The sequence below is a fragment of the Halomonas sp. AOP7-B1-5 genome, assembly GCF_052353045.1.
GTDB classification, from domain to species: Bacteria; Pseudomonadota; Gammaproteobacteria; order Pseudomonadales; family Halomonadaceae; genus Vreelandella; species Vreelandella colorata.
The window spans coordinates 1-21,859 of sequence record NZ_JBQTDC010000043.1; the positions used below are offsets into that span (position 1 = coordinate 1).

Annotated in this window: 20 protein-coding genes; 5 read left to right on the top strand and 15 right to left on the bottom strand. The window is 59.2% G+C overall.

Going from position 1 to position 21,859, the window contains the following annotated elements; translation table 11 throughout:
• Nucleotides 1-165 precede the first annotated feature (165 nt).
• On the top strand, nt 166-1,467 hold the full coding sequence (locus tag ACT3XD_RS16615; protein ID WP_089692137.1) for an IS1380 family transposase: 1,302 nt from the start codon (nt 166-168) through the stop codon (nt 1,465-1,467).
• A gap of 143 nt (nt 1,468-1,610) precedes the next feature.
• Here the strand turns inward: ACT3XD_RS16615 and ACT3XD_RS16620 are convergent, their stop codons facing one another.
• The 6 genes from ACT3XD_RS16620 to cbiE form a co-directional block, all read right to left on the bottom strand.
• The gene (locus ACT3XD_RS16620; protein ID WP_192539353.1) at nt 1,611-1,760 is read right to left on the bottom strand and encodes a hypothetical protein; all 150 of its coding nucleotides are present in this window, start codon (nt 1,758-1,760) and stop codon (nt 1,611-1,613) included.
• 548 nt (nt 1,761-2,308) lie between these two features.
• A complete protein-coding gene (locus ACT3XD_RS16625) occupies nt 2,309-2,749 on the bottom strand; it encodes a YtoQ family protein (RefSeq protein ID WP_192539352.1) in 441 nt (146 codons plus the stop codon).
• Between the two features lie 79 nt (nt 2,750-2,828).
• Nucleotides 2,829-3,593 carry a precorrin-6A synthase (deacetylating) gene (gene cobF / locus ACT3XD_RS16630; protein ID WP_192539351.1) on the bottom strand — a complete coding sequence of 255 codons (765 nt, stop codon included), beginning with the start codon at nt 3,591-3,593 and terminating at the stop codon, nt 2,829-2,831.
• Nucleotides 3,590-4,387 (bottom strand): precorrin-4 C(11)-methyltransferase, encoded by a 798-nt coding sequence (cobM, locus tag ACT3XD_RS16635; RefSeq protein WP_192539350.1) that lies wholly within the window; start codon nt 4,385-4,387, stop codon nt 3,590-3,592. The genes cobF and cobM overlap by 4 nt, the downstream gene beginning before the upstream one ends.
• Entirely contained in the window at nt 4,384-4,782 is a 399-nt protein-coding gene (locus tag ACT3XD_RS16640) for a cobalamin biosynthesis protein (protein ID WP_192539349.1), read from the bottom strand. Before ACT3XD_RS16640 ends, cobM begins: the two co-directional genes overlap by 4 nt.
• A complete protein-coding gene (gene cbiE / locus ACT3XD_RS16645; protein WP_192539348.1) occupies nt 4,779-5,987 on the bottom strand; it encodes a precorrin-6y C5,15-methyltransferase (decarboxylating) subunit CbiE in 1,209 nt (402 codons plus the stop codon). Before cbiE ends, ACT3XD_RS16640 begins: the two co-directional genes overlap by 4 nt.
• On the opposite strand from cbiE, the gene ACT3XD_RS16650 reads away from it, so the two are divergent.
• The gene (locus ACT3XD_RS16650; RefSeq protein ID WP_192539355.1) at nt 5,986-6,723 is read left to right on the top strand and encodes a cobalt-precorrin-6A reductase; all 738 of its coding nucleotides are present in this window, start codon (nt 5,986-5,988) and stop codon (nt 6,721-6,723) included. The two genes, cbiE and ACT3XD_RS16650, sit on opposite strands and share 2 nt — an antisense overlap.
• Here ACT3XD_RS16650 and cobJ read toward each other — a convergent pair whose 3' ends face one another.
• From cobJ to ACT3XD_RS16695, 9 genes are read right to left on the bottom strand one after another with little or no spacing between them, the layout of a single operon-like run.
• Complete coding sequence (gene cobJ, locus ACT3XD_RS16655; protein WP_192539347.1) at nt 6,724-7,473, bottom strand: precorrin-3B C(17)-methyltransferase; 750 nt, start codon at nt 7,471-7,473, stop codon at nt 6,724-6,726. It abuts the gene before it with no gap.
• Nucleotides 7,470-8,207 (bottom strand): precorrin-2 C(20)-methyltransferase, encoded by a 738-nt coding sequence (locus ACT3XD_RS16660; RefSeq protein ID WP_192539346.1) that lies wholly within the window; start codon nt 8,205-8,207, stop codon nt 7,470-7,472. Before ACT3XD_RS16660 ends, cobJ begins: the two co-directional genes overlap by 4 nt.
• Nucleotides 8,204-8,833 (bottom strand): precorrin-8X methylmutase, encoded by a 630-nt coding sequence (locus tag ACT3XD_RS16665; protein ID WP_192539345.1) that lies wholly within the window; start codon nt 8,831-8,833, stop codon nt 8,204-8,206. The genes ACT3XD_RS16660 and ACT3XD_RS16665 overlap by 4 nt, the downstream gene beginning before the upstream one ends.
• Nucleotides 8,823-9,992: a cobalamin biosynthesis protein CobG gene (locus ACT3XD_RS16670; RefSeq protein WP_192539344.1), complete on the bottom strand. Its 1,170-nt coding sequence runs from the start codon at nt 9,990-9,992 to the stop codon at nt 8,823-8,825. The genes ACT3XD_RS16665 and ACT3XD_RS16670 overlap by 11 nt, the downstream gene beginning before the upstream one ends.
• Nucleotides 9,989-13,849, bottom strand: a complete 3,861-nt coding sequence (cobN, locus tag ACT3XD_RS16675) for a cobaltochelatase subunit CobN (protein WP_192539343.1) — start codon at nt 13,847-13,849, stop codon at nt 9,989-9,991. The genes ACT3XD_RS16670 and cobN overlap by 4 nt, the downstream gene beginning before the upstream one ends.
• Nucleotides 13,849-14,961, bottom strand: coding sequence for a cobalamin biosynthesis protein CobW (gene cobW, locus ACT3XD_RS16680; protein WP_192539342.1), 1,113 nt, complete (start codon nt 14,959-14,961; stop codon nt 13,849-13,851). The genes cobN and cobW overlap by 1 nt, the downstream gene beginning before the upstream one ends.
• Complete coding sequence (locus ACT3XD_RS16685; protein ID WP_192539341.1) at nt 14,948-16,336, bottom strand: cobyrinate a,c-diamide synthase; 1,389 nt, start codon at nt 16,334-16,336, stop codon at nt 14,948-14,950. The genes cobW and ACT3XD_RS16685 overlap by 14 nt, the downstream gene beginning before the upstream one ends.
• Nucleotides 16,336-16,929, bottom strand: coding sequence for a cob(I)yrinic acid a,c-diamide adenosyltransferase (gene cobO / locus ACT3XD_RS16690; protein WP_192539340.1), 594 nt, complete (start codon nt 16,927-16,929; stop codon nt 16,336-16,338). The genes ACT3XD_RS16685 and cobO overlap by 1 nt, the downstream gene beginning before the upstream one ends.
• Entirely contained in the window at nt 16,926-18,656 is a 1,731-nt protein-coding gene (locus ACT3XD_RS16695) for an AAA family ATPase (protein ID WP_192539339.1), read from the bottom strand. The genes cobO and ACT3XD_RS16695 overlap by 4 nt, the downstream gene beginning before the upstream one ends.
• A 402-nt stretch (nt 18,657-19,058) precedes the next feature.
• Here ACT3XD_RS16695 and ACT3XD_RS16700 point away from each other — a divergent pair, with 402 nt between their 5' ends.
• The 3 genes from ACT3XD_RS16700 (at nt 19,059) to ACT3XD_RS16710 (ending at nt 21,843) form a co-directional block, all read left to right on the top strand.
• A complete protein-coding gene (locus tag ACT3XD_RS16700) occupies nt 19,059-20,114 on the top strand; it encodes a FecCD family ABC transporter permease (protein WP_192539338.1) in 1,056 nt (351 codons plus the stop codon).
• Nucleotides 20,111-20,875: an ABC transporter ATP-binding protein gene (locus ACT3XD_RS16705; protein ID WP_192539337.1), complete on the top strand. Its 765-nt coding sequence runs from the start codon at nt 20,111-20,113 to the stop codon at nt 20,873-20,875. Before ACT3XD_RS16700 ends, ACT3XD_RS16705 begins: the two co-directional genes overlap by 4 nt.
• Before the next feature lie 80 nt (nt 20,876-20,955).
• A complete protein-coding gene (locus ACT3XD_RS16710; protein ID WP_192539336.1) occupies nt 20,956-21,843 on the top strand; it encodes an NAD-dependent epimerase/dehydratase family protein in 888 nt (295 codons plus the stop codon).
• Nucleotides 21,844-21,859 lie beyond the last annotated feature (16 nt).

Genomic DNA, 21,859 nt, shown 5'->3' on the forward strand with positions numbered 1-21,859 from the left:
CTAGAAACGCTAAAGTCAGATAGAATGATCCAAGAAGCTCAAGGCGATTTTTGGCATATAACTAACTTAGCCTGGATTTCTCACAGGGTATAAAAGAAAGCGGCTGAAAGTGCTATGATTTCAAGAACCTAACCAATCCATCAAGCACCAACAGCCGCTTCCAAAATGGTACCTGAAAAGCTGACCTTCTCGCCACTCTCACGCCGCCAAATTGAAGCCGACTTCTCCGGGGGCCACATCACGTCGGACGCCGGATTACTCCTGCTTCGTGAAGTCGATAAACACCATCGCCTGACACGCCGCTTGGCCACCGTGCTTCATGATCCCCGCGCACCGGAACAGCTTCGTCATAAGCTCGACACTCTGGTTCGTCAGCGGGTGTTCGGTGTCGCCGCTGGCTACGAAGATTTCAACGACCATGAGGCCCTGCGCTATGATCAGGCCCTCCAGACAGCGCTCGGTGAAGAGGATACGCTGGCAGGCAAGTCAACGCTGTGCCGGGTGGAGCAGAACGCCGATCGGCAAGCAATAGTGAAGGCCCATGAGTTGCTGTGGCATCACTTCATTGAACAGCATGACGAACCACCAAAGGAGATCGTGCTGGACTTTGATGGCACCGACATCCCCGTGCATGGCGAGCAACCCGGCAAGTTTTTTAACCGTTATTACGATCACCACTGTTACTTCCCGCTGTATGTCTTCTGTGGGCGCCACTTACTGGTGAGCTATCTGCGCACCAGTGACCGCAGCGACAGCCGCCATAGCTGGGCGATCCTCGCCTTACTGGTACGCTTTATCCGCCAATACTGGCCCGATACCCGCATCGTGTTACGAGGTGATAGCCACTTTTGTCGTCCCCGGATGCTGAACTGGTGCGATCGGCATCACGTCGACTACATCGTGGGAATCGCCAAGAACAGCCGGCTGCTCAAGGAAGTGGATGTGCCCATGATGCTGGTACGCAAGACCCAATGGCAGGTGGGAGGGAAAGTGGCAGAGACGTTTCGCTTTCCGTATCAAGCACACTCCTGGAAATACCCACGCTGGGTGGTGGCCCGTCTGGAAGAAGGCGAGCTGGGCTCTAATCCCCGGTTTATCATCAGTTCCCGTTACGATGACGGCTTCAAGCTTTACTACGAGCAGTACTGTGCCCGGGGTGACATGGAGAACCGGATCAAGGATCAACAACTGAGCCTGTTCGCTGACCGTACCTCCAGCACGCACTGGTGGGCCAATCAGTGGCGGCTGATCTTGTCGGGCTTCGCTTATACACTGTTCGAGCGGTTACGGACTTACCTGAAGCACACGCCCTTCGCGCGCATGAGTCCGAGCAACCTGAGGCTCAAGCTCATCAAAGTAGGCGCGGTCATCATCCGCAATACGCGTCGAATCCGCGTACTCATGAGTGACAGCTACCCCTATAAAACGGCGCTATCCGATCTCGTCAGGCGGTTGGTGCCGAACTGACTGCTCGGGCTCCCCCGGCCCGACGCAATGGGGGGAAGGGGGAGGTGTGTCTGAACGACGAAAAGTGGTTAAAAAGTAGCCGATGTAAGTCGAGCCAATAGGTGTTTAGCGGTGTTAGCCTGAGTGCGGTACTGGCTGAGGTGCTATGAGAAATCCAGGCTAGGTGCTACTCCACCAAATTTAGCTAATCCCTGAAGTGAAAGAAAAGTTTCGCCATTAGGCAAAACACCCATGCTAATATTATCTACTTCCTGAATTTTAACAGGTACTAAATCTAAAGGTTGCTGCTTCACGGCGTTTTCCCTACAATTTGTGTTGTTTTAAAAACATAATGATTCATGCATGCTTTTAATAAGTGATATTCATTTTTCCCTCCTGGTGATTATACGTTTCACTATTTAACTTCGCTAAATACAACACTCTTATCCACTTGCTTTGTTCTGTTTATCGATCATATATGCAATATTTGCACGCCTGCCATCTCGTTCTTCTACTCATACTCTATTCACAAATTTATCTTAGGTCACGTGAAATTTGAAGGTACTGGTCAACAATAGGTCTTAGAGGCAGCTTGGTTGTGGAACATAGATAAGTAGTGGTGGTTCTTTATTCAGATTAGCAGGCTGATGCGAAGAACAGTGGCGAGATCGGTTTAGCTGACGCTGCCCTTCGCGGGTGCCTCATTGGCTCGCCAAATCGTTACGCCGTGCTACGGGGTTGCTGACTTTTGGGGCGTGATCGTCGCGCGCTAAAGCGTGCTCCTACGGGGGCGGTAGTGGGTGGGTTGGGGAAAGCGGGGGCTGCAGGCCGTGAAGGCCTGCAGAGTTTTTCTGAGTCTGGCTTACGCTTTGAGCACGTACTTGAGTGTTTCAACAACCTGCTCAGTGGTGGTGCACCAGGCCTGTGCCCCGGCATCCACTTCTTTCAGCGGATGGATGATATCTTCGCTGTGCAGGGTGATGTAGGGCTTGGCGAGTGCGGAGCAGTAGCCAGCATCAAACGCAGCGTTCCACTGTTTGTATTTGTCGCCGAAGCGCACAACAACTAAATCGCTTTGCTCGATCAGCGTGCGGGTGCGAATGGCGTTGACCTTGGAGGATTGGTGGTCGCGCCAGAACGGGTTGCTCTGCTCGCCGAGGTGATCGCCTGCGGCGTCAGAGGCGTCGTGGTCGGTAACGGGAGCGGTAAACACAATATCCAGGCCTGCGGCTTCTGCGCCGCGTTGAATTTCATCGCGCCAGTCGGTGTGGATCTCGCCGGAAAGGTAGACGTAAAAGCTCATGGCTTGCTCCTTGAATGCTGACTATCAGGTAATTCGGTAGAGCCATTTTATGGAAAAACATTCCAACTTTATACCGGCGCTAAATAAGTGGCTGTTTGGCGAGTAAGTAGATATCCATAATCCAGCCGTGCGCTTCACGCAGCGCGCCGCGGCGCTCAATAATCTCGTCGCTTACCTCGCTTAGCGGGCCTTTGATCAGGCACTGTTTATCCATACCTAAATAGGCGCCCCACCAGATGTAGGTGTCGTCTTGTGGCAGTGTGGTAAAAGCCCCGCCGCTGTCGAGCATCACGGCAACGGTGGCGGCATCACTAGGCCAGCCGCGTTCGCGCAGGCGGCGGCCGGTGGTTATTTGGATTGGCTCGGCTAGCGCATTAAGAGGGATTTTATGCCCGGCGGTGAGCACTTGCAGGCTGGTGATGCCGGGCACGACGTTGACCTCAACCGCACGGCCGCTGTCCGTCAGGCGCTTGGCGATGCGCAGGCTGCTGTCGTAAAGCGAGGGGTCGCCCCATACCAGCATGCCAACGCGGCCGCCGCCAGGCAGGTGCTTATCCATCAGCTCGGCCCATGCGCTGGCAATGGCGTTATGCCATTCGTCTACTGCGCTTAGGTACTGGCGTTCGCCGTCGCGGGTGGGTAAATCGAACTCGACGATACGGGTACTGGCCGTGTCATTAAGCAACTGTTCACACAGTACGCGGCGCAGGTCGATAAGGTCTGATTTCGCCTCGCCCTTGCGCGGCAACAGAATCACGTCGGCCGCGTTCAAGGCGCGAACCGCCGCGAGCGTTACGTGGTCGACGTTGCCGGTGCCAATGCCGATCAGCGAGAGCGTGATCATGCGCTGCCCTCTTCATCGCTGCTGGCAAACGGTGAATCCGCGGACTGGGGGCGAAAGCGGCGGTCGTAACCTACCGCGTACAGGCTGCTTTCCTGGAAGTCTTCGGCTTCGAGTACCGGCCCCACCAGAATCAGCGCCGTGCGCTGGAGCGTGTGGTCGATCAGCGATTCCACTGTGGATAAGCGTCCGCGTACCACATGCTCATCCGGCCAGCTGGCCCGCCACACAATCGCCACCGGGCACTCTTCGCCGTAATGGGGCGTCAGGCTTTCCACCACCTGGGCCAGATTGTGGATGGAGAGGTGAATGGCAAGCGTGGCGCCCGTGCGGGCGAAGTTGGCAAGCGTTTCATCTTCCGGCATGGCGCTGGCCCGGCCCGGCGTACGGGTCAGCACCACGGATTGCGCCACGCCGGGTAGCGTTAGCTCCTGGCCAAGCGTTGCTGCCGCGGCGGCAAAGGAAGGCACGCCGGGGGTCACGCTGTAGGGAATATCAAGCTCCCGCAAGCGGCGCAGCTGTTCGCCCATGGCGGACCATACCGATAAATCGCCGGAGTGTAGCCGGGCGATATCCTGGCCTGCGGCATGAGCGATCTGGATTTCCTGCATGATGTCATCGAGCGACAGCGGCGCGGTGTTGATGATGCGCGCGTCTTTCGGACAGTGTTCGAGAATTTCTTCGGGCACGAGCGACCCCGCGTACAGGCACACCGGGCAGGCGGCGATCAGGTCGCGCCCGCGCAGCGTGAGTAGATCCGGCGCGCCGGGGCCTGCGCCAATAAAATGAACCGTCATAATCCAACTCCTTGCGCCGCTGTGGTCGCCACCGCGGCCGTGGCCTTTCTATCGTCTGAAACTGTTCGCGGGCCTAGAAGCCGTGCCCCTTGGCCTGCGGCCAGCAGCGCCACGGCTTCGGCCACGCTGCCGGTGCCTTTTTCGCGCAGGCTGTAGGCGGAATGGGTCAGCGTGGTGGCGCTGGGTAATGCTTCGTCCGCTACGCCTATTACCAGGATGTTACGAGCGCTGCCCAGCGCTTCAACCAGTGGCAGCATACTGCGCGCTGCCGCCAACTGATCAATAGGGCCGTACTCGGCAATCAACTGATCCAGCGCCTGTTCAAGCGACTCACGCGTTGCCTGCCGGCGAAAGCCGAAACCTGCCACGTTCATCGCTATTGTTTGCGTAGTCATCGAACACCGCGCCACTGCGCGATTGGGTAGCTGGATTTCCAGCCCCGGCGCGTGCCCATGGGCGCGGCGTGGGCAAGCTCCAGGCGCAGCAGTTCGCCGCCCGCCTGTTGCTGCCAATGCGCCAGCAACGCTTCGGATTCCAGCGTGACCGCGTTGGCTACTACCCGCGTGCCGTGGGGCAACACCTGCCATAAAGTGTCCAGCAGTTTTTGGGAAAGCCCTCCGCCGATAAACACCGCATCGGGCAGCGGCGCATTCTCAAGCACCTCCGGAGCGCAGCCTTGGTTTACCTCCAGCCAATCAACACCGAGGTTTTCTGCATTACGCCGCGCCCGCGCGGCGCGCTCCAGGTGCTGCTCAAAGCCGATGGCCTGATTATCCGGGTGGGCCAGCAGCCACTCAATGGCGATGGAGCCAGAGCCCGCGCCAATATCCCACAGCCGCTCCCCAAACCTGGGGGCCAGTGCGCAAAGCGTTAAGCTACGCACGGCCTGCTTGGTGATCTGCCCGTCGTGCTCAAAAAAGCTATCGGCTAAGCCAGGCGTTAAGGGAATTGCGGGGCCGTTGCCCGCGACTTCGATGCCGACCGCCAACGGATGGGCGATATCCTCGGGTAACGCTTCATCCATGCGCAGCGTGCGGATGCGCTCACCTTCACCGCCCAGGGCTTCCAGTACGTTTAGTTGGGAATCCGCAAAGCCGAATTTATTAACCAGTGCGGCCAACTCGGCTACGGCGCTGCCATCGCGTAACAGCACCAGCAAGCACCTGCCGCTTTGCAGGTAGGGCCGAATGCGGGTAAGCGGTTTGGCGTGCAGGCCCAGGCAGGTGCAGCGCTCAAGCGCCCAGCCTAACCGGGCTGCCGCCAGGCTAAAGGTCGAGGGTGATGGCACGGCGATCCATTCGCTGGCTTCCAGGTGGCGCGCGAGGCTAGTGCCCGCCCCGAACCAGAACGGATCATTGGATACCAGCATGACCACTTGGCGGCCGCGCTCGTTGAGAAGTGCGGGGATGCCATCAAGAAACGGCACCGGCCACTCACGAATATCCGCGCTTAACGGGGGAAGAAGGCGCAAATGGCGGCGGGCGCCAAACACGATCTCGGCACGTTCAAGTTGCTCGCGGCTTGCCGCTGTCAGGCCCGCTGTGCCACTCTCCCCCCAACCTAACAGTGTGAGCCACGGAGCCTTGTTAACTAAAGCCATGATAAACGTCCTGATTCTTGGGGGTACAAGTGAAGCAAGCGCCTTGGCATTCGCCGTTAGTCAGCGCGGTATTCCAGCCATGTTCAGCTATGCAGGCCGGGTTAAAACGCCTAAAGCGCAGCCGCTGCCCACCCGCGTGGGCGGTTTCGGCGGCGCCGACGGTTTGGCGGCGTTTATCACCCAACAGCGCATCACCCATATTATTGATGCAACCCACCCGTTTGCCACGCAGATGAGCCGTAATGTTCTGGCCGCTGCCCTGCAAACCGGCGTACCGACGATTGCCCTGACGCGCCCGGCCTGGATGCCTACTACTCACGATAACTGGCAACACGTGGCAAGTGTAGAAGAGGCGGTTAGCGCCCTCGAAGGCCCGCCCCAGCGTGTGCTGCTCGCGATTGGCCGCATGCATCTGGCCGCGTTTGCCGCGCAGCCTCAACACCACTATGTGCTGCGCCTGGTCGACCAGCCAACCGCCCCGCTGCCGCTTGCCCACTTCACCACCACGGTGGATAGAGGCCCATTCACCCTGGAAGGCGATTTAGCGCTACTCAAAACCCAACGTATCGAACGCATCGTGTGCAAAAACGCTGGTGGCGAAGGTGCCGTTTCCAAGCTTGACGCCGCCCGCGCGCTTGGCGTGCCGGTCGTCATGATTGACCGCCCGGCGCTCCCCGCGCGCCATGAAGTGCATAGCGTTGATGAAGTACTTGCCTGGCTTAATAGTCGCTCTTGATCAAAGCGCTGAGCGCGGCGTATACACCAACGGCTCGCCGTCTCGCTCAATCAACCGCGTCTGTTTTGAACCGACAATCACCAGCGTGCGCATATCCGCCATTTCCGGTGTGGCATCTTTTAAGGCCGTTACGCGGATCGACTCATCAGGCGTTGAAACCGCGCGGGCGAAGATAATCAACCGTTCAGGCTCACACGCCTCGCGCAGCACGTCCAGGGTGCGCTCAAACCCTACCGGGCGCGATTTTGAGCGCGGGTTATAAAACGCCATCGCAAAATCGGCTTCAACGGCCAAACGCAGGCGCTTTTCGATCAGCGCCCAGGGCTTCAAGTTGTCGGATAGATTGATGCAGCAGAAGTCGTGCCCCAGCGGCGCACCCGCACGGGCGCTGGCCGCCAGCATTGCAGAAATACCTGGCAGCACCTGAATATCCAGTGCGCGCCACGCGGCATCGCCCGCTTCCAGCGCTTCAAACACCGCCGAGGCCATGGCGAATACACCGGGGTCGCCAGAGGAAACCACCACGACTCGGTGGCCTTCTAGCGCCAGCTGTAGCGCCTGCTCGGCACGGCGAATCTCTTCGCGGTTGTCTGAGCCGTGGCGGGTCAGGCCATCGCGCGGTGCTACTCGGTTCACGTAGGGTACGTAGCCCACCACGTCCGTGGCGTCACTAAGCGCGGCCGTTACTTCCGGGGTAATCATCGCATCCGCGCCCGGCCCCAGGCCGACAATTTTTAGCCAGCCGCTCATGGGCGCCTCCCGTTGCCGTGAATCAGCACAATCGAGAAGTAAGGCACGCTCTCGCCAACGTCTACCAACGGCAACACGCGCTGCTGCTCCATGGCGGCGTATTCGATCAGCCAAGCCTGGTCTTCCCGGCCCGCCTGTTTAAGCGCTCGGCGCAGCTTGTGAAGATTGCGCCCAATCTTCATGACCACCAGCGCGTCGGTATCGGCGATATGTTTGGCGAGCGTTTCTTCCGGCAGCGTGCCCATCAGCACGGTCAGGATATCGTCGCCCCAGGTGATAGGCTGCCCGGTCGCTGTCCAGGCGGCGGACATACCGGTAATCCCCGGCACTACCGACACCGGTACCTGGTTGAGCAGGCGCGTATACAGGTGCATAAACGAGCCGTAGAAGAACGGGTCGCCTTCGCAGAGCACCACCACGTTGCAACCGGCGTTGGCTATCTCGGTCAGTTGGGCCACGCATTGCGAGTAAAACTCTGAGAGCAGTGCGTTGTACTGCGGGTCGTCGAAAGGAATCTCCGTGGTGACCGGGTACTCCATGGGCAGCTCAATAGTGCCGGGGGCTAACAGGCCTTCAACAATGCTGCGCGCATGGCCACGGCGGCCCTTTTTACGAAAATAGGCAATATGCGTGGCGCCACGAATCAGCCGGTCGGCGCGTACGCTCATCAAGTCCTGGCTACCCGGCCCCAGGCCAACGCCGTAAACCGTGCCTTGTGCGGATGCCTGAGTCATTCGACGCGATCCGCCATGGCGTTGATGGCCGCGACCGTTACTGCACTGCCACCCAAGCGGCCGCGTACGATGCAGCTGGGAATGGCGGGCGTCGCCCAAAGCGCTTCCTTGGATTCAGCGGCGCCTACAAAGCCTACCGGGCAGCCGATTACCGCCGCCGGGCGCGGGCAGTTTGGGTCTTCCAGCATGTTCAAAAGATGAAACAGCGCGGTGGGCGCGTTGCCAATGGCCACCACGGCGCCTTCCAGATGCGGGCGCCATAATTCAAGCGCTGCGGCCGAACGGGTGTTAGCCATTTCCTGAGCGAGGTGTGGCGTGCGCTCATCGTTCAGGGTGCAAATAATCTCGTTATTGGCCGGTAGGCGCTTGCGGGTGATGCCTTCAGAGACCATTCGCGCATCGCAGAGTATTGGCGCACCCTGCTCCAATGCTGAACGTGCTTTATTGACCGCGTCATTTTGAAAATGAATATGCGCGGCCAGCTCCACCAGCCCGGCAGCGTGAATCATGCGCACGGCAACGGTCTCTTCCTCAGCTGAAAAGCGCGCAAGGTCGGCCTCGCTGCGGATAATCGCGAAGGATTCCCGGTAAATCGCCGGGCCACTTGTTTCGTACTTATAGGGCACCCAAACTCTCCAAATATTCGACGACCTCAGTCTCGGTGAGGTCTGTCTTAATGGGCGTGCTCTGGGCATCACCCTTAACAATAAGATTAAATCGGCCTGCCTGACCGACCAGGCACACGTCGGCCGATGAACGGCGGGCGCACCCCTTGGCGCAGCCGGATATATGAACGCTATGTCTTTTAACGTCGGGCGCTAACTGCCTGGCGAGCGGTTGGGTGGCAACGCTTGCCTGGGCGCAGTAAGGCGCGCCGGGGCAGGCATCCATCAATAAACGCGTATCCTGGTTATCATTGATCAATCCTTCAACCGGCCCGCTTGCGCCCTTGACCCATAAACGTCGCCACGGCGTTACGCGTACATGGCTCACCGCCGCAGGCGTTACGGCCGCCCGCAATGCAGCGGCGGCTGCGCGGCCAAACGGCAGCCCGTAAACCATGCCCGCTTGATGTTCGCCAAGCACCAGCGCCGCGTTTGGCATTTTACCCGCACTTACACAAGCGCTTGCGGGGCGCATTTTAGCAGGTGACCATGCGGGAAGCGGCACTTTATGCCGCCGCATCCGCCCGGCTTGATTTCCGCCGCTTTCCACAAACCAGTGCGTCAGGCGTATTAAATGCTCAACGGCAGCCTCGATAGAGCCCACCGGCGTACCGCAGGCATGGCCTTCGGCACGCACTATCAGCCCGCCGTCGATTGCCCGCTCAATTCGAAAATCAGCGGCGGTATCTCCCAATACCGCTAACTCACCCGCATCAATGGCAATACCGACTTTGCTGGGCATCGCGGGCAGTTCGCTGCCTCGCAGCTGTAACAAGCAGGCAAGTTGATGCGTGTCGTCGCCTGCCTGCCAGCCGGGTGCCAGCAGGCATTGGGGTTGCTGCTCGGTGGCGGGGTCCGCACTGACCAATTCGTGTGCGACCAAAAAGTCCATTAACGGCGGCCATGTGCTTTCCGAGACGCCGCGCAGTTGAATATTGGCGCGGCTGGTTAACTCAATTAACCCGTTGCCATAGGTTTCCGCGGCATCGCACAGCGCGAGCATCTGCGCTTTGGAAAGCTGGCCGAGCGGTGGGCGCACGCGCACTAGCCAACCGTCGCCGGTTTCCATGGGCCGCCAAGCGCCGGGGCACCAGCCTTTGATCAGCGGACTAATGCTCATAAACTGGCGGTTTCCCTGGCTTCGTCCATTTCCAGCAGCAGGTCTTGCAGCGCTTCGCCGTGCTCGCCGGGTTCCTGCCACATGCCGCGCTGGGCAGCTTCCAGCAGCCGCTCGGCCATCTCTTCAAGCGCTGCGGGGTTGTGCTCACGTAAAAACTGTTGGTTGGCCTCATCCAGTACCAGCGCTTCGCTCACCTGGGCGTACTGGTAATCCGCCACTAAATCCGTGGTGGCATCGTAAGCAAACAGATAGTCGACCGTGGCGGCCATTTCAAACGCGCCCTTGTAGCCGTGTTCACGCATGGCGTTGATCCACTTGGGGTTCAACACGCGCGAGCGAATGACCCGGGCAAGCTCCTCTTTGAGCGTGCGAATTTTGGGCACGGCGGGGTTGGCGTGGTCGGCGTGATAGATCTCCGGCGCCTGGCCGGCAAGCGCGCGGGTGGCGTTAGCCATGCCGCCCTGAAAGGCGTAGTAGCTGTTGGAGTCGAGAATATCGTGCTCGCGGTTATCCTGATTCTGCATCACCGCATCCAGCCCTTTGATCTGCTGCTCAAAGGCGCCGCGTGCGGCGGTGCCGGAATCCGCAAACTGCCCGTAAGCGTAGGCGCCGGTGTCCAGGTAGGCCTCGGCCAAGTCATCGGCATCGCCCCAGCTACGGTTTTCAATCAGCCGGTTCAGGCCTGCGCCATACTCGCCGGGCTTACTGCCAAAAATACGGTAGCTCGCTTCCTGGGCGGCCATTTCGGCACTCACCCCTTGAGCTTCAAGAGCGTGCTGACGCTCAAGCACGGCAGCACGAATGGTGTTGCTATCGCCTGGCTCTGCATAGTTAGCAACCGCTTGCACGGCGGCATCAAACAGGCGAATCACATTGGGGAAGGCATCGCGAAAAAAACCGGATACGCGCAGCGTGACATCTACCCGTGGGCGGTTAAGCAGCATCGAAGGGATTACTTCAAAATCGATCACCCGCTGAGAACCCAATGACCACTTGGGCCGCACGCCCATCAGCGCAAAGGCCTGGGCGATATCGTCGCCGCCGGTGCGCATGGTCGCGGTCCCCCAGATGGAGAGCCCCAAGCGGCGCGGGTAGTCACCGTGATCCTGCAGGTAACGTTCGACAAACGCCTGAGCGGATTTCTCGCCCAACGTCCAGGCAGCAGGCGATGGAATCGAGCGGTTATCCACGCTGAAAAAGTTGCGCCCAGTGGGCAGCGTATCCAACCGCCCCCGGCTCGGCGCACCGCTCGGCCCGGCGGGCACAAAAATCCCCTCAAGCCCATCCAGCAGCGAGCCAATCTCCATTTTCACACCCTGCTGCATGGCGGCCCACAGCTGCTCGCGGGCAAATTTAAGCTGCTCCGCCGAGGCAGGATACGCTTGGGCAAGCGTTGCCAAATCCCCTTGGGCCAACACATAGTCGGCCACCAGCTCTTCACCAAGTAGCTCCAGCCGCTCGCGGGTATCGGCGCCGGTTCGCCAGGCAGCGGTTAGTTTGCCTGCCAGCACAGCCGGTTTAGGACCAAGCCAAGGCTCGCTGCCCGCCGCCAGCGGGTCGAAGTCTTCCCCCAGCGCCAAGTCAGCAGCCAGATTGTGCAGCAAGCCACGGCTTGCCACCGCTTCACCACGCGGCAGCCTTAACAGTGCTACCAGCGTAGCCGCCCGTTTCTCCTCGGGCGGAAGCGTGCCCAGTATATGCAGGCCGTGGCGAATCTGAGCTTCCTTGATATCGCACAAAAAGGTGTCCAGCTCGTTGAGAATTTCGCTGTCACAACTGCTGTTCACCGCGTGGGCAAGCTCCTGATCGATGCCAGTTGCCCGCAGATGCAAAAGTATCTGCTCGCGAATCAGCGCTTCGCGACGCGGGTCCATATCCAGCGCCTGATAATACTCATCGGTAAGCGCTTCAAGCTCGGCCATGGGTCCGTAAAGTTCAGCGCGCGCCAGCGGCGGCATCAGGTGGTCGATAATTACCGCCTGGCTTCTGCGCTTGGCCTGGGCGCCTTCGCCGGGGTCGTTGACAATAAACGGGTAGAAATGCGGCAGCGGCCCGAGCGCGATATCCGGCCAGCATTCGGCGCTTAGCGCGGTGCTTTTACCCGGCAGCCACTCAAGATTACCGTGCTTGCCCACATGAATAACCGCCTCGACCTGATAGTGCTCGCGCAGCCAGAGGTAAAACGCCAGGTAGCTATGCGGCGGCGCCAGCTCCATATCGTGGTAGGACTGGGTCAGGTCATCAATAAAGTCGCGCTCGGGCTGGATGCCCACGAAGGTTTCGCCAAAGCGGATACCCGAAATCATCAGCCGCCCCTGACGGCATTTGGGGTCGTCTTGCGGCGCGCCCCAGCGGGTGCATATCGTTTTTTGAAGCGCGGCGGGCAGGGTTTGAAACCAGGCCAGATAATCCTCAACGCTAATACTTTGCCAGCAGGCGCGTTGATCCAGTCTGTCATGATCGTTAGTAACCGCGCCCTGGAGCAGGCGAATCAGCGCATCGCCGCTTTCCGGCAATTCGCTTAGCGGATAACCGACACCTTTCAGAGCGTTTAAAATGTGCAGCGTAGAGGCCGGTGTATCCAGCCCTACTCCGTTACCGATACGCCCATCGCGGTTGGGGTAGTTGGCCATAATCAGCGCGACGCGCTTTTGGGCATTGGGCGTTTGGCGCAGCGCGCAAAACCGCCGGGCCAGCTTGGCCACAAAGGCGGCACGCTCAGGGTGCAGCGTATGATGCGTAACAGAGAGCTGGGCGCGAGCGTTATAGTGCGCCTCGGCTTTAAATCCAACGGCGCGGGTGATAATCCGCCCGTCCATTTCGGGTAGCACTACCTGCATGGCGACATCGCGGCTATGCAGCCCGGCGGCCATTCCCTGCCAGTCATCCGCTGTACTGCTGGCGAGTATCGCTTGAAGCACCACCGGCCGCCCGACAAAAAGGCTTTCATGAAGATTACTGCCCAGCTCATCTGCGGCAGTGGCGTCATCGGCGGTGCGGTTTACCGAAAAGCTGGTGGTATTGACCACTAGCATAGCGCCGGTTTGCTCAATGAGGTGGTTGGCAAACGCGATGCAAGGGCCTTCTTTTAAAGAGGCCACCGCAACAGCTAACGGCTCAAGCCCTTCGGCTTTCAACGCGTTGATCATGCCGTCGAGCACGGCGGTATTCGCGCCCTGCAGGTGGCTGCGATAAAACAGCAGTAGGCATACCGGGCGCCCTGCAACACGTTGCTTTTGCCACTCGCTTAGGCTGACCGCCTGCTGGCCGTTGGCTTGAGGCGCATAAATAACCGCTGCCGGAATCACTTTAGGTTCTTGCCACGCATACTCATGCGCTAGGTACTCATGTGTTAGACACTCATGCGCCAGGCATTCGCTTCCGATAAAGCGCAGCAGCTGCTCGGCGTTGTCCACGCCGCCTTCGCGTAAATAGCGCCACACGCGGTAGGCATCGTCGAAGGCTATGCTTGAGTCTTCAAGCAAAGCATCGTCCGGGGCGTCGCAGCCGGGCACCAGAATCAGCTGGCGCTCGGGCTTGGCAGCCGCCCAGGCCAGAAGCCGCTCGTAGCCGTACTGCCAATAGCCCTTTCCACCCAACAGTGACACCACCACCAAGCGGGCTTTTTCCAGCACGCGGTCTTCGTAAAGATCAAACGCCGCCGGTTTCACCAGGTTCATCCAGTTCGCCAGCCGCACCGAGGGGTAGTCATCGCCCAGGCGATCAACTGCCTGGGCCAACGCCGACAAGTTACTGTCAGCGGCGGACATAATCACAACCTCGGCAGGGCTTTGCTGCAGGTCGATGATGCCTTCATCATCAACAAAGCCTCCCGGTTTGGCGGCGAAAAGATGCATTAGGCGCTTACCGACGTCTCAGCGCTGGCCAGCGCCTTATGAATTTCATCGCTGTTCAGCGTTTTGCCGATAATCACCAGCTGGGTCTGGCGCGCCTCGTCTTGACGCCACAAACGGTCAAAATAACCGTCCAGGCGCTCGCCGACGGCCTGAATAACTCGGCGCATGGGTTTACCGGGGATCGCCGCAAAACCCTTGGCGCGATAAATCTCCTGGGTTTTCAGCAGATGTTGAAGCCTGGCCGCCAGCTCATCGCCATCGACTTCGCCCAGCGTAATGACGCAGGAATCAAAGTTATCGTGGGCGTGATCGTGGTGGGCGCCTTCGGCATGGTGCTTGTCGTGATGGTTGGTAATCTTGTCGATATGCTCCTCACTGGCCGCGCCAATGCCCATCAGGGCTTCCAGCTGGGCCGTGTCAGTCGCTAGCGTTTGATCGATAAACAGCGTTTTGACCGATGCGGGCACCCGCGCCTGTACCAGCGCTTCAACCCGGGCTTTCTCGTCGGCGTTCAGCAGGTCGGTTTTACTGACCAGCACTAAATCCGCCGCGCTTAGCTGGTCATCCAGCAGTTCGCGCAGGCTGGGGTCGTGGTCCAGGCTGTCGTCGGCCAGCCGCTGAGCGGCAACCTTTTCTTCGTCGTTGGCAAACCGGCCCGCGGCTACGGCAGGCCCGTCGATCACGGTGATAATGGCATCGACGGTGCAGTGCTGGCGGACTTCCGGCCAGTTAAACGCCTGCACTAGTGGCTTGGGCAAGGCCAGCCCGCTGGTTTCGATCAGGATGTGGTCGATATCATCACGCCTCGCCACCAGCTTTTTCATCACCGGCAGAAACTCTTCTTCCACGGTGCAGCAGATGCAGCCATTGGCCAGCTCGTAAATACTGCCGTCTTCACCGGCGTCGACTTGCTCGCCCTCTTCAGCTCCGTCTTCACAACCTAACGCACAGCTACGCAGCAGGCTTGAGTCGATATCCTGCTCGCCGAACTCGTTGACGATCACGGCAATCCGCTTACCGGTAATCTGGCGCAGAATATTGGCCAGCAACGTGGTCTTGCCGCTACCTAGAAAGCCGGTCACGACCGTGGCGGGAATTTTATTTAACTGCATGCGAGGATTCCTCAATTTGGGGGCTTGCGGCCGTGGCCTGCGCTGAATCGTTGCCAAGACCGAGGCTAAGCAGACGCGCTACCGCAGCAGGATTATTCGGGAAAAACAGGTGTAAGTACGTCGCCGTTAAGCGACCGGCACGGTAGATCGGCTCGCCAGGCGCGGGGTGGCGCTGGCGGCGCCCGTAAGCCATCGGTTCAGGCATTTGCTCGGCCATCGAGCGGTGATGGGCATGGCCACGAACCGGCCCTTCGGGCAGCTCGGCGGTCTGCATGCCCTGGCAGCCGCGCCGCCCACGCATGGCACCGTGCCCCGGCAGTAAGCCGAGCATGGGGTGAGTGTTCTCGGCATAGTCGGTTAGCGTTTCCAGGCTATACAGCATGCCACCACACTCGGCGAGGATGGGTTTACCCGCGCTAAAGAAGCCGTTAATGGCATCGCGCATGGCGGTATTCGCCGCAAGCGCCTGCGCATGAAGCTCCGGGTAGCCGCCAGGTAGCCAAAGGGCATCGCACTCGGGTAGTTCGGCATCGCTCAGTGGTGAGAAAAAGCGCACCTGCGCACCCATCTGCGCCAGCAGGTCCAGGTTGGCCTGATAAATAAAGCTGAACGCCGCATCGCGGGCCACGCCTACTGTCTGCCCAGCCAGTGCCTGCGGCACAGCAGGAAGCGCCTCAGTAGAAGCACTAAAGCTGACCGGCGAAAGCGTGGCGAGCGCGTCCAGCAGCCCTGCGGCTTCCAGCGCCTGCGCCGCGGCTTCAAAGCGAATTTCCAGATCGTCGCGAATCTCTTCCGCCTGCACCAGGCCCAGATGACGCTCGGGAAGTGCCAGCTCAGGGTCACGCGGTACGGCAGCTAAAAAAGGAATGGCTGCGGGCAGCGCGCCTTCAATCAGCTCCCGGTGGCGCTGGGAGCCGCAGTTATTGGCAATCAGCCCGGCAATTTGAATGTCGTCACGAAAGCCAGCCAGCCCCGTTACCAGTGCAGCGGCTGTTTGGGCCATGCCTTTAACATCCATCACGATGGCCATGGGAATGCCGAACAGCGCGGCTAAATCGGCACTGGAAGGCTCGCCGTCAAACAGGCCCATGGCGCCTTCCACGAGAATCAAATCGGCTTCAACAGCGGCTTCATAAAAGCGCTGGCGGCAGTAGGCTTCGCCTGCCATCCATAAATCGAGCTGGTCAACCGGTTGGCCAGAGGCCTGGGCGAGTATTTGCGGGTCCAGGTAGTCCGGCCCGGTTTTAAATACCCGCACCACCTTGCCCTGATTGCGCAGCAGCCGCGCAAGCCCGGCGGTTACCGTGGTTTTGCCCTGACCTGAGGCAGGTGCTGAAATAAACAGCGCGGGGCAGCTGGCAGAAGGTGTACTCATCAGTACTCGATCCCCGCCTGAGCTTTGACGCCGCCGCGAAACGCGTGGCGCTCATCCTGCACGGTGCTGATGGTGTCGGCAATTTCCTGAAGTGGCTGTGCCATGGTGCGCCCGGTAATAATCACATTCTGATGCGCTGGGCGGCGTTTGAGTGCCTCTACCACCGGCACCGGGTCCAGGTAGCCGTACTTGAACATGTAGCTCATTTCGTCCAGCACGATGATGTTGTAGGCCGGGTCTTCCAACAGGCCCTTGGCGATTTCCCAGGCAGTTTCGGCGGCTTGAATATCGCGCTCGCGGTCCTGGGTTTCCCAGGTAAAGCCCTGGCCCATGATATGCCAGTCAAGCCTTGGGTGGTCACGAAAGAACAGGTATTCACCGGTTTCGCGCCGCCCTTTAATAAACTGAATGACCGCGCCTTTCTGACCATGCCCCAGCGAGCGCGCCAGCGTACCGAGCGCCGAGCTGCTTTTACCCTTGCCGTTGCCTTTGAGCAGGATTAATACCCCGCGCTCTTCAGTGGCGCGGCTGATGCGCTCATCGACCACCTCTTTTTTGCGCTGCATGCGGTTTTGGTGATTGCTATCGCTCATGCTGACTCCTGGGTGGGCAGTGCCCAATACAAGGCGCCCAGCTGCTGGGCAAGGCGTGTCGCCTGGCCACGTTTTACAAATGAGTGTTCGGTATCCATCACTACACAATCGCCAAGCGTTGGCAGGTCTGCAACGGACTCGCGGGTGCGCCCGTCGGTGATCAAGTAGGTACGTATATGTAGGCCGGGTTCGCGGCGCTGCCACTGACGAATCAACTTTCCTGCCTCCTCAACCGCTTTACGCAGCGGCGTGCCGCCCCCGCCATCGGCACTGTTCAGCGTCGCCTCTAGGCTTTTGGGCGCACGCTGGCGGGTGAGTAGCGGTGTCACCGTATTGTTGCCAAACCCCAGCACGGCCAGCTGCTCGCGAGCGCTGTACGCCTGGCGGGTCAGGCTATCCACCCAGCCCTTGGCCTGGCCCAACAGGCGCTTACCCAGCGTCGAGCCGGAGGTGTCCAGCAGTACCAGGTGCAGCACTGGCTGCCCGGTGCGCGCTTTGCGATCACGCAACTGTCGCCAGGGCCACTGACCACGATTGGCGATCAGCGTGGCGAACCAGTCGGGGCGAGAGGTAGACGAAGGTGGTTTATTAGCTCGCCCCTGGCCCAACTCGGTGCCCTTACGCGTACCGCCAAGTGAAAGCAGCGGCTTAGCCGCAGGCCGGTTGATGGGTGTAAGCGCAGGGAGATTCAGCAGTTGGCTATCCAGCATGTTCTGCGCGATGGGCGGCATGGCGCCCCACTGCCCCTGCTCGCCTGAATGTCCACCGGCAGACGACTGACCGCCAGAAGGCTTTTCATTTGGCGTGGACGAAGGTGGTGGAGAAGACGGCGGCGTTGATGGTGGTGTGGAAGATTCATGCGTACGCCGATGGGCCAATACCCAGGGCTCAACGGTATCCACATCGTCCTGAATGATTGTATCGCCTCCCCGCCAAGCGGCATGGGCCTGGGCGGCGCGGTGCCAGGTAACATCGGCACGCAGGCCTTCGACGCCGGCTTCTTCACAGCGGTTGGCGATGTGTGCGTAAACCCATTCAGGTGCGCTCACGGCTGCTAGCACATCTCTCGCCTGCTCGATACGTTCACGCAGGGCTGACTGCTCAGCGGCGAAGTCGGCGATAAAGCGTTCGGGGTCGCGATCAAAAGCATCGCGCTGCTGCACGATGGCGATGCGCTCTTCGATACGGATGGAGGCCGGCTGTTCCAGGCAGAGGCCAAACCGGTCGAGCAACTGCGGGCGCAGTTCGCCTTCATCCGGGTTCATGGTGCCAATCAGGCTAAAACGTGCCGCGTGGGAGTGACTAATACCGTCGCGTTCAACGATATTGACCCCACTGGCAGCGACATCCAGCAGCAGGTCGACCAGGGTATCGGCGAGCAGATTGACTTCATCGACGTACAAAACGCCGCCATGCGCTCTGGCCAACAGCCCTTCGTGAAAGGTGGCTTCGCGCTCGTTCAATACCTTTTGCAGGTCCAGGCTGCCGGTCAGGCGGTCTTCACTGGCGCCTAGCGGCAGGGTCACAAACGGCGACTTGCCGCCCTTGTCAGATTCGGGCAGCAGTGCCGCCAGCGCGCGGGCGAGGGTTGATTTTGCGCTGCCTCGCGGGCCGCTAATCAGCACCCCGCCAATGCGCGGGTTGATTACGTTTAAAAGCAGCGCTTTCTTAAGCGATGCCTGGCCGACGACGGCGGTAAAGGGAAACTCAACCACAGGCATCACCATGGGTAAAAGGAACATTGACTTGATTTAACAAGAAGATATTGAGCGACTGAGAGCCGCAACAAGCGCGTAAAGCGCATACTCTACAAGCGGGTAAAACTAATACATTAAGCAGCGCATGGACACTGCTATACACGTGAAAGTTATTCATCCCTGACACGAGAATAACGATAGAGCCAAACCCCGTGAAAGTGGCTACAATAACCGCGCATTATAGAGGATGGCGTCAGGTGGAAGCCACCTCGCCACTTCAGCAAGTCGTCAATATCAAAGGTTTTTTAGTGTTTTATCCTCTCGTCTTCGGCAGTCTGTCGAGCTTTATGTCCATCGGTACCCGGAACACCATCTCATGAAGTTCGCCCCCGCCCTATTTAATACGCCTTTCACACAATGAAAGCCATTGCCATGCAAAGCGCCCCGATGGCTCGCACTCAGGCGCACTGGCTTTGGCTTGCGCCCTTGGTGCTGCTGATCGCACTGCTTGCCGGTACGGCGATTGGTGAAACGGCGATTCCCGTGGATACGATTCTCAAGGTATTGGCTAATCATCTTCTGGGTGCTAACTACGCCGTTGATCGTATCGATGCTGGGATTATCTGGAACTACCGGCTAAGCCGCGCCCTTGTAGCCGCGTGTTGCGGATCGGCCCTGGCCCTGGCCGGAGTTGTGCTCCAGGCGTTACTGCGCAATCCCCTGGCCGACCCGTACTTGATGGGTATATCGGCAGGCGCCTCGACCGGTGCCGTGGCCGTCACGGTGGCGGGGCTTGGCGCGGGTGCTTTAACGCTATCCGCGGGGGCATTTGCCGGTGCTGGCCTCGCGTTTGGTTTGGTGGTACTGCTTGCCCATGCAGCCAGTAGCGGTACCGGCGGCGGGCGTAGCACTCAGGCGGCCGGGGCCATTATTCTGGCCGGTATTGCAGGCTCTCAGCTGTTTAACGCACTCACCGCCTTCATCATTACCAAGTCGGCCAGTGCCGAGCAAGCCCGCGGCATCATGTTTTGGCTTTTGGGCAACCTTTCTGGGGTGCGCTGGAACGATGTGGCAATCGCCTTTCCTGCCGCCCTGGGCGGCCTGTTGATTTGCCTTTGGCACCGCCGCGCACTGGATGCCTTTACCTTTGGCGCCGACAGCGCGGCATCCATGGGTATCGCCGTTCGCCCAACGCGGGGGCTTTTAATTATTGCGGTAGCGCTGGTGACAGCCATTATGGTGTCGATGGTCGGCGCTATTGGCTTTGTGGGCTTGGTGATTCCCCATGCCATGCGCTTTATCGTGGGTACCCAACATACGCGTTTGGTGCCCGCTTCGGCACTTGCTGGCGCCGTGTTTTTGATTGGCTCGGATATTCTTTCGCGCATTCTGGTGCCCGGCCAGGTACTGCCCATTGGGGTGATTACCTCGTTGATTGGCGCGCCAGCTTTTGCGTTGATTCTTGTTCGGGGCACGAGGAATCGATGAAATTAACTGCACAACAGCTGGGCTGGAGCGTACATGGGCGCACGCTGTTAGAAGACGTTTGTCTTGACGTAGCGCCCGGCCAGACCTTCGGCCTAATTGGCCCGAACGGCTCCGGTAAAACTACGCTATTACGCCTGCTGGCAGGTTTGAATAAACCTAAAACAGGCCGCGTACATATAAACGACCGGTCGATTGCCAAAATGCGCCAGCGGCATATCGCGCAATCCATCGCGCTGGTTGAGCAACAGGCGGAAACCACCGATAGGATCCACGTGCGCCAGGTCGTGGGGCTGGGCCGAACGCCGTTCCTTTCGGCGCTGCGCCCGTGGTCAGCTCAGGATGACGCCATTGTGGATCAGGCGCTGAATGATGTGGATATGGCGCACATGGCGGACCGCCTCTGGCATACCCTTTCCGGCGGCGAGCGCCAGCGCGTGCATATTGCCCGGGCACTTGCCCAGCAACCCAAAATCCTGCTGCTGGATGAGCCCACCAACCACCTGGATATTCGCCACCAGCTGTCGATTCTTGAGCTGGTCAGGCAGCTGCCCATCACCGTGGTAATTTCCCTGCACGATCTGAATCAGGCCATGGAGTGCGACCGCATTGGCGTGATGGACGGTGGACGCCTGATCGCCAGCGGCCAACCGCATGACGTGCTAACCGCCCAGTGCTTACAAGAGACGTTCGGCGTGTATGCCCACGTGCTGGATGATCCTATTGACGGCAAACGGATTATGCGTTTTAGAAGCGCGGTTTAAACGCTTTTCGGCGGTGTAACGCTTTCTTTGCTAAGGTGTGGGTCCTTGTAACGAACTCTTACAATAAACAGGAAATCCACATGCGTATTTTGTTTACCGGTGGTAGCGGCAAGGCTGGACGTCATGCGACCGCGTATTTGCGCGACCAGGGTCACAGCATCACCAACCTGGACTGGGTAGCGTCCGTTGTGCCGGGCATCACCACGCTGAAGGTAGATCTGACCGACGCGGGCCAAGTGTTCAATGCGTGCCAAGCTTACGCCACTTTCGATGAGCTGGAGCCGGGCACTGGAATGCCACGCTACGACGCCATCGTTCACTTTGCCGCTATCCCCGCCATTCTGCACCGCCCGGATAACGAAACCTACCGTATCAATACGCTAAGCACCTACCATATTCTGGATGCCGCCACCCACCTGGGCATCCCCAAAGTAATCTTTGCCTCCAGCGAAACCACCTACGGCATCTGCTTTGCCGATGGCGAGAAGCTGCCAGACTACCTGCCTATCGATGAAGAACACCCCACTGTGCCGCAAGACAGCTACGCCATGAGCAAGGTAGTCAACGAAGTAACCGCGCGTTCGTTTCAAGCGCGCTCAGGCATCGACATTTACGCCCTGCGTATCAATAACGTGATCGAGCCTCATGAATACCGCCAGAACTTCCCGGCGTATATGGATAACCCGGCGCTGCGCCGACGCAACATCTTCGCCTATATCGATGCCCGCGACTTGGGCCAGATGGTCGACTGCTGTCTGAAAACGGATGGTTTAGGTTACGAGGTGTTTAACGTCGCCAATGAGGATCTATCGGTAGGGCTTACCAATGCCCAGGTGATCGAGCGCTTCTATCCTGGCGTACCTGTACAGCACGCAATGGGAGAATATGAGACGTTCTACAGTATCGACAAAGCGCGGCGCCTGGTGGGTTTCGAACCGCGTCACTCTTGGCGAACTGAGCTGGAGTAGTAAATCAACACGTCTT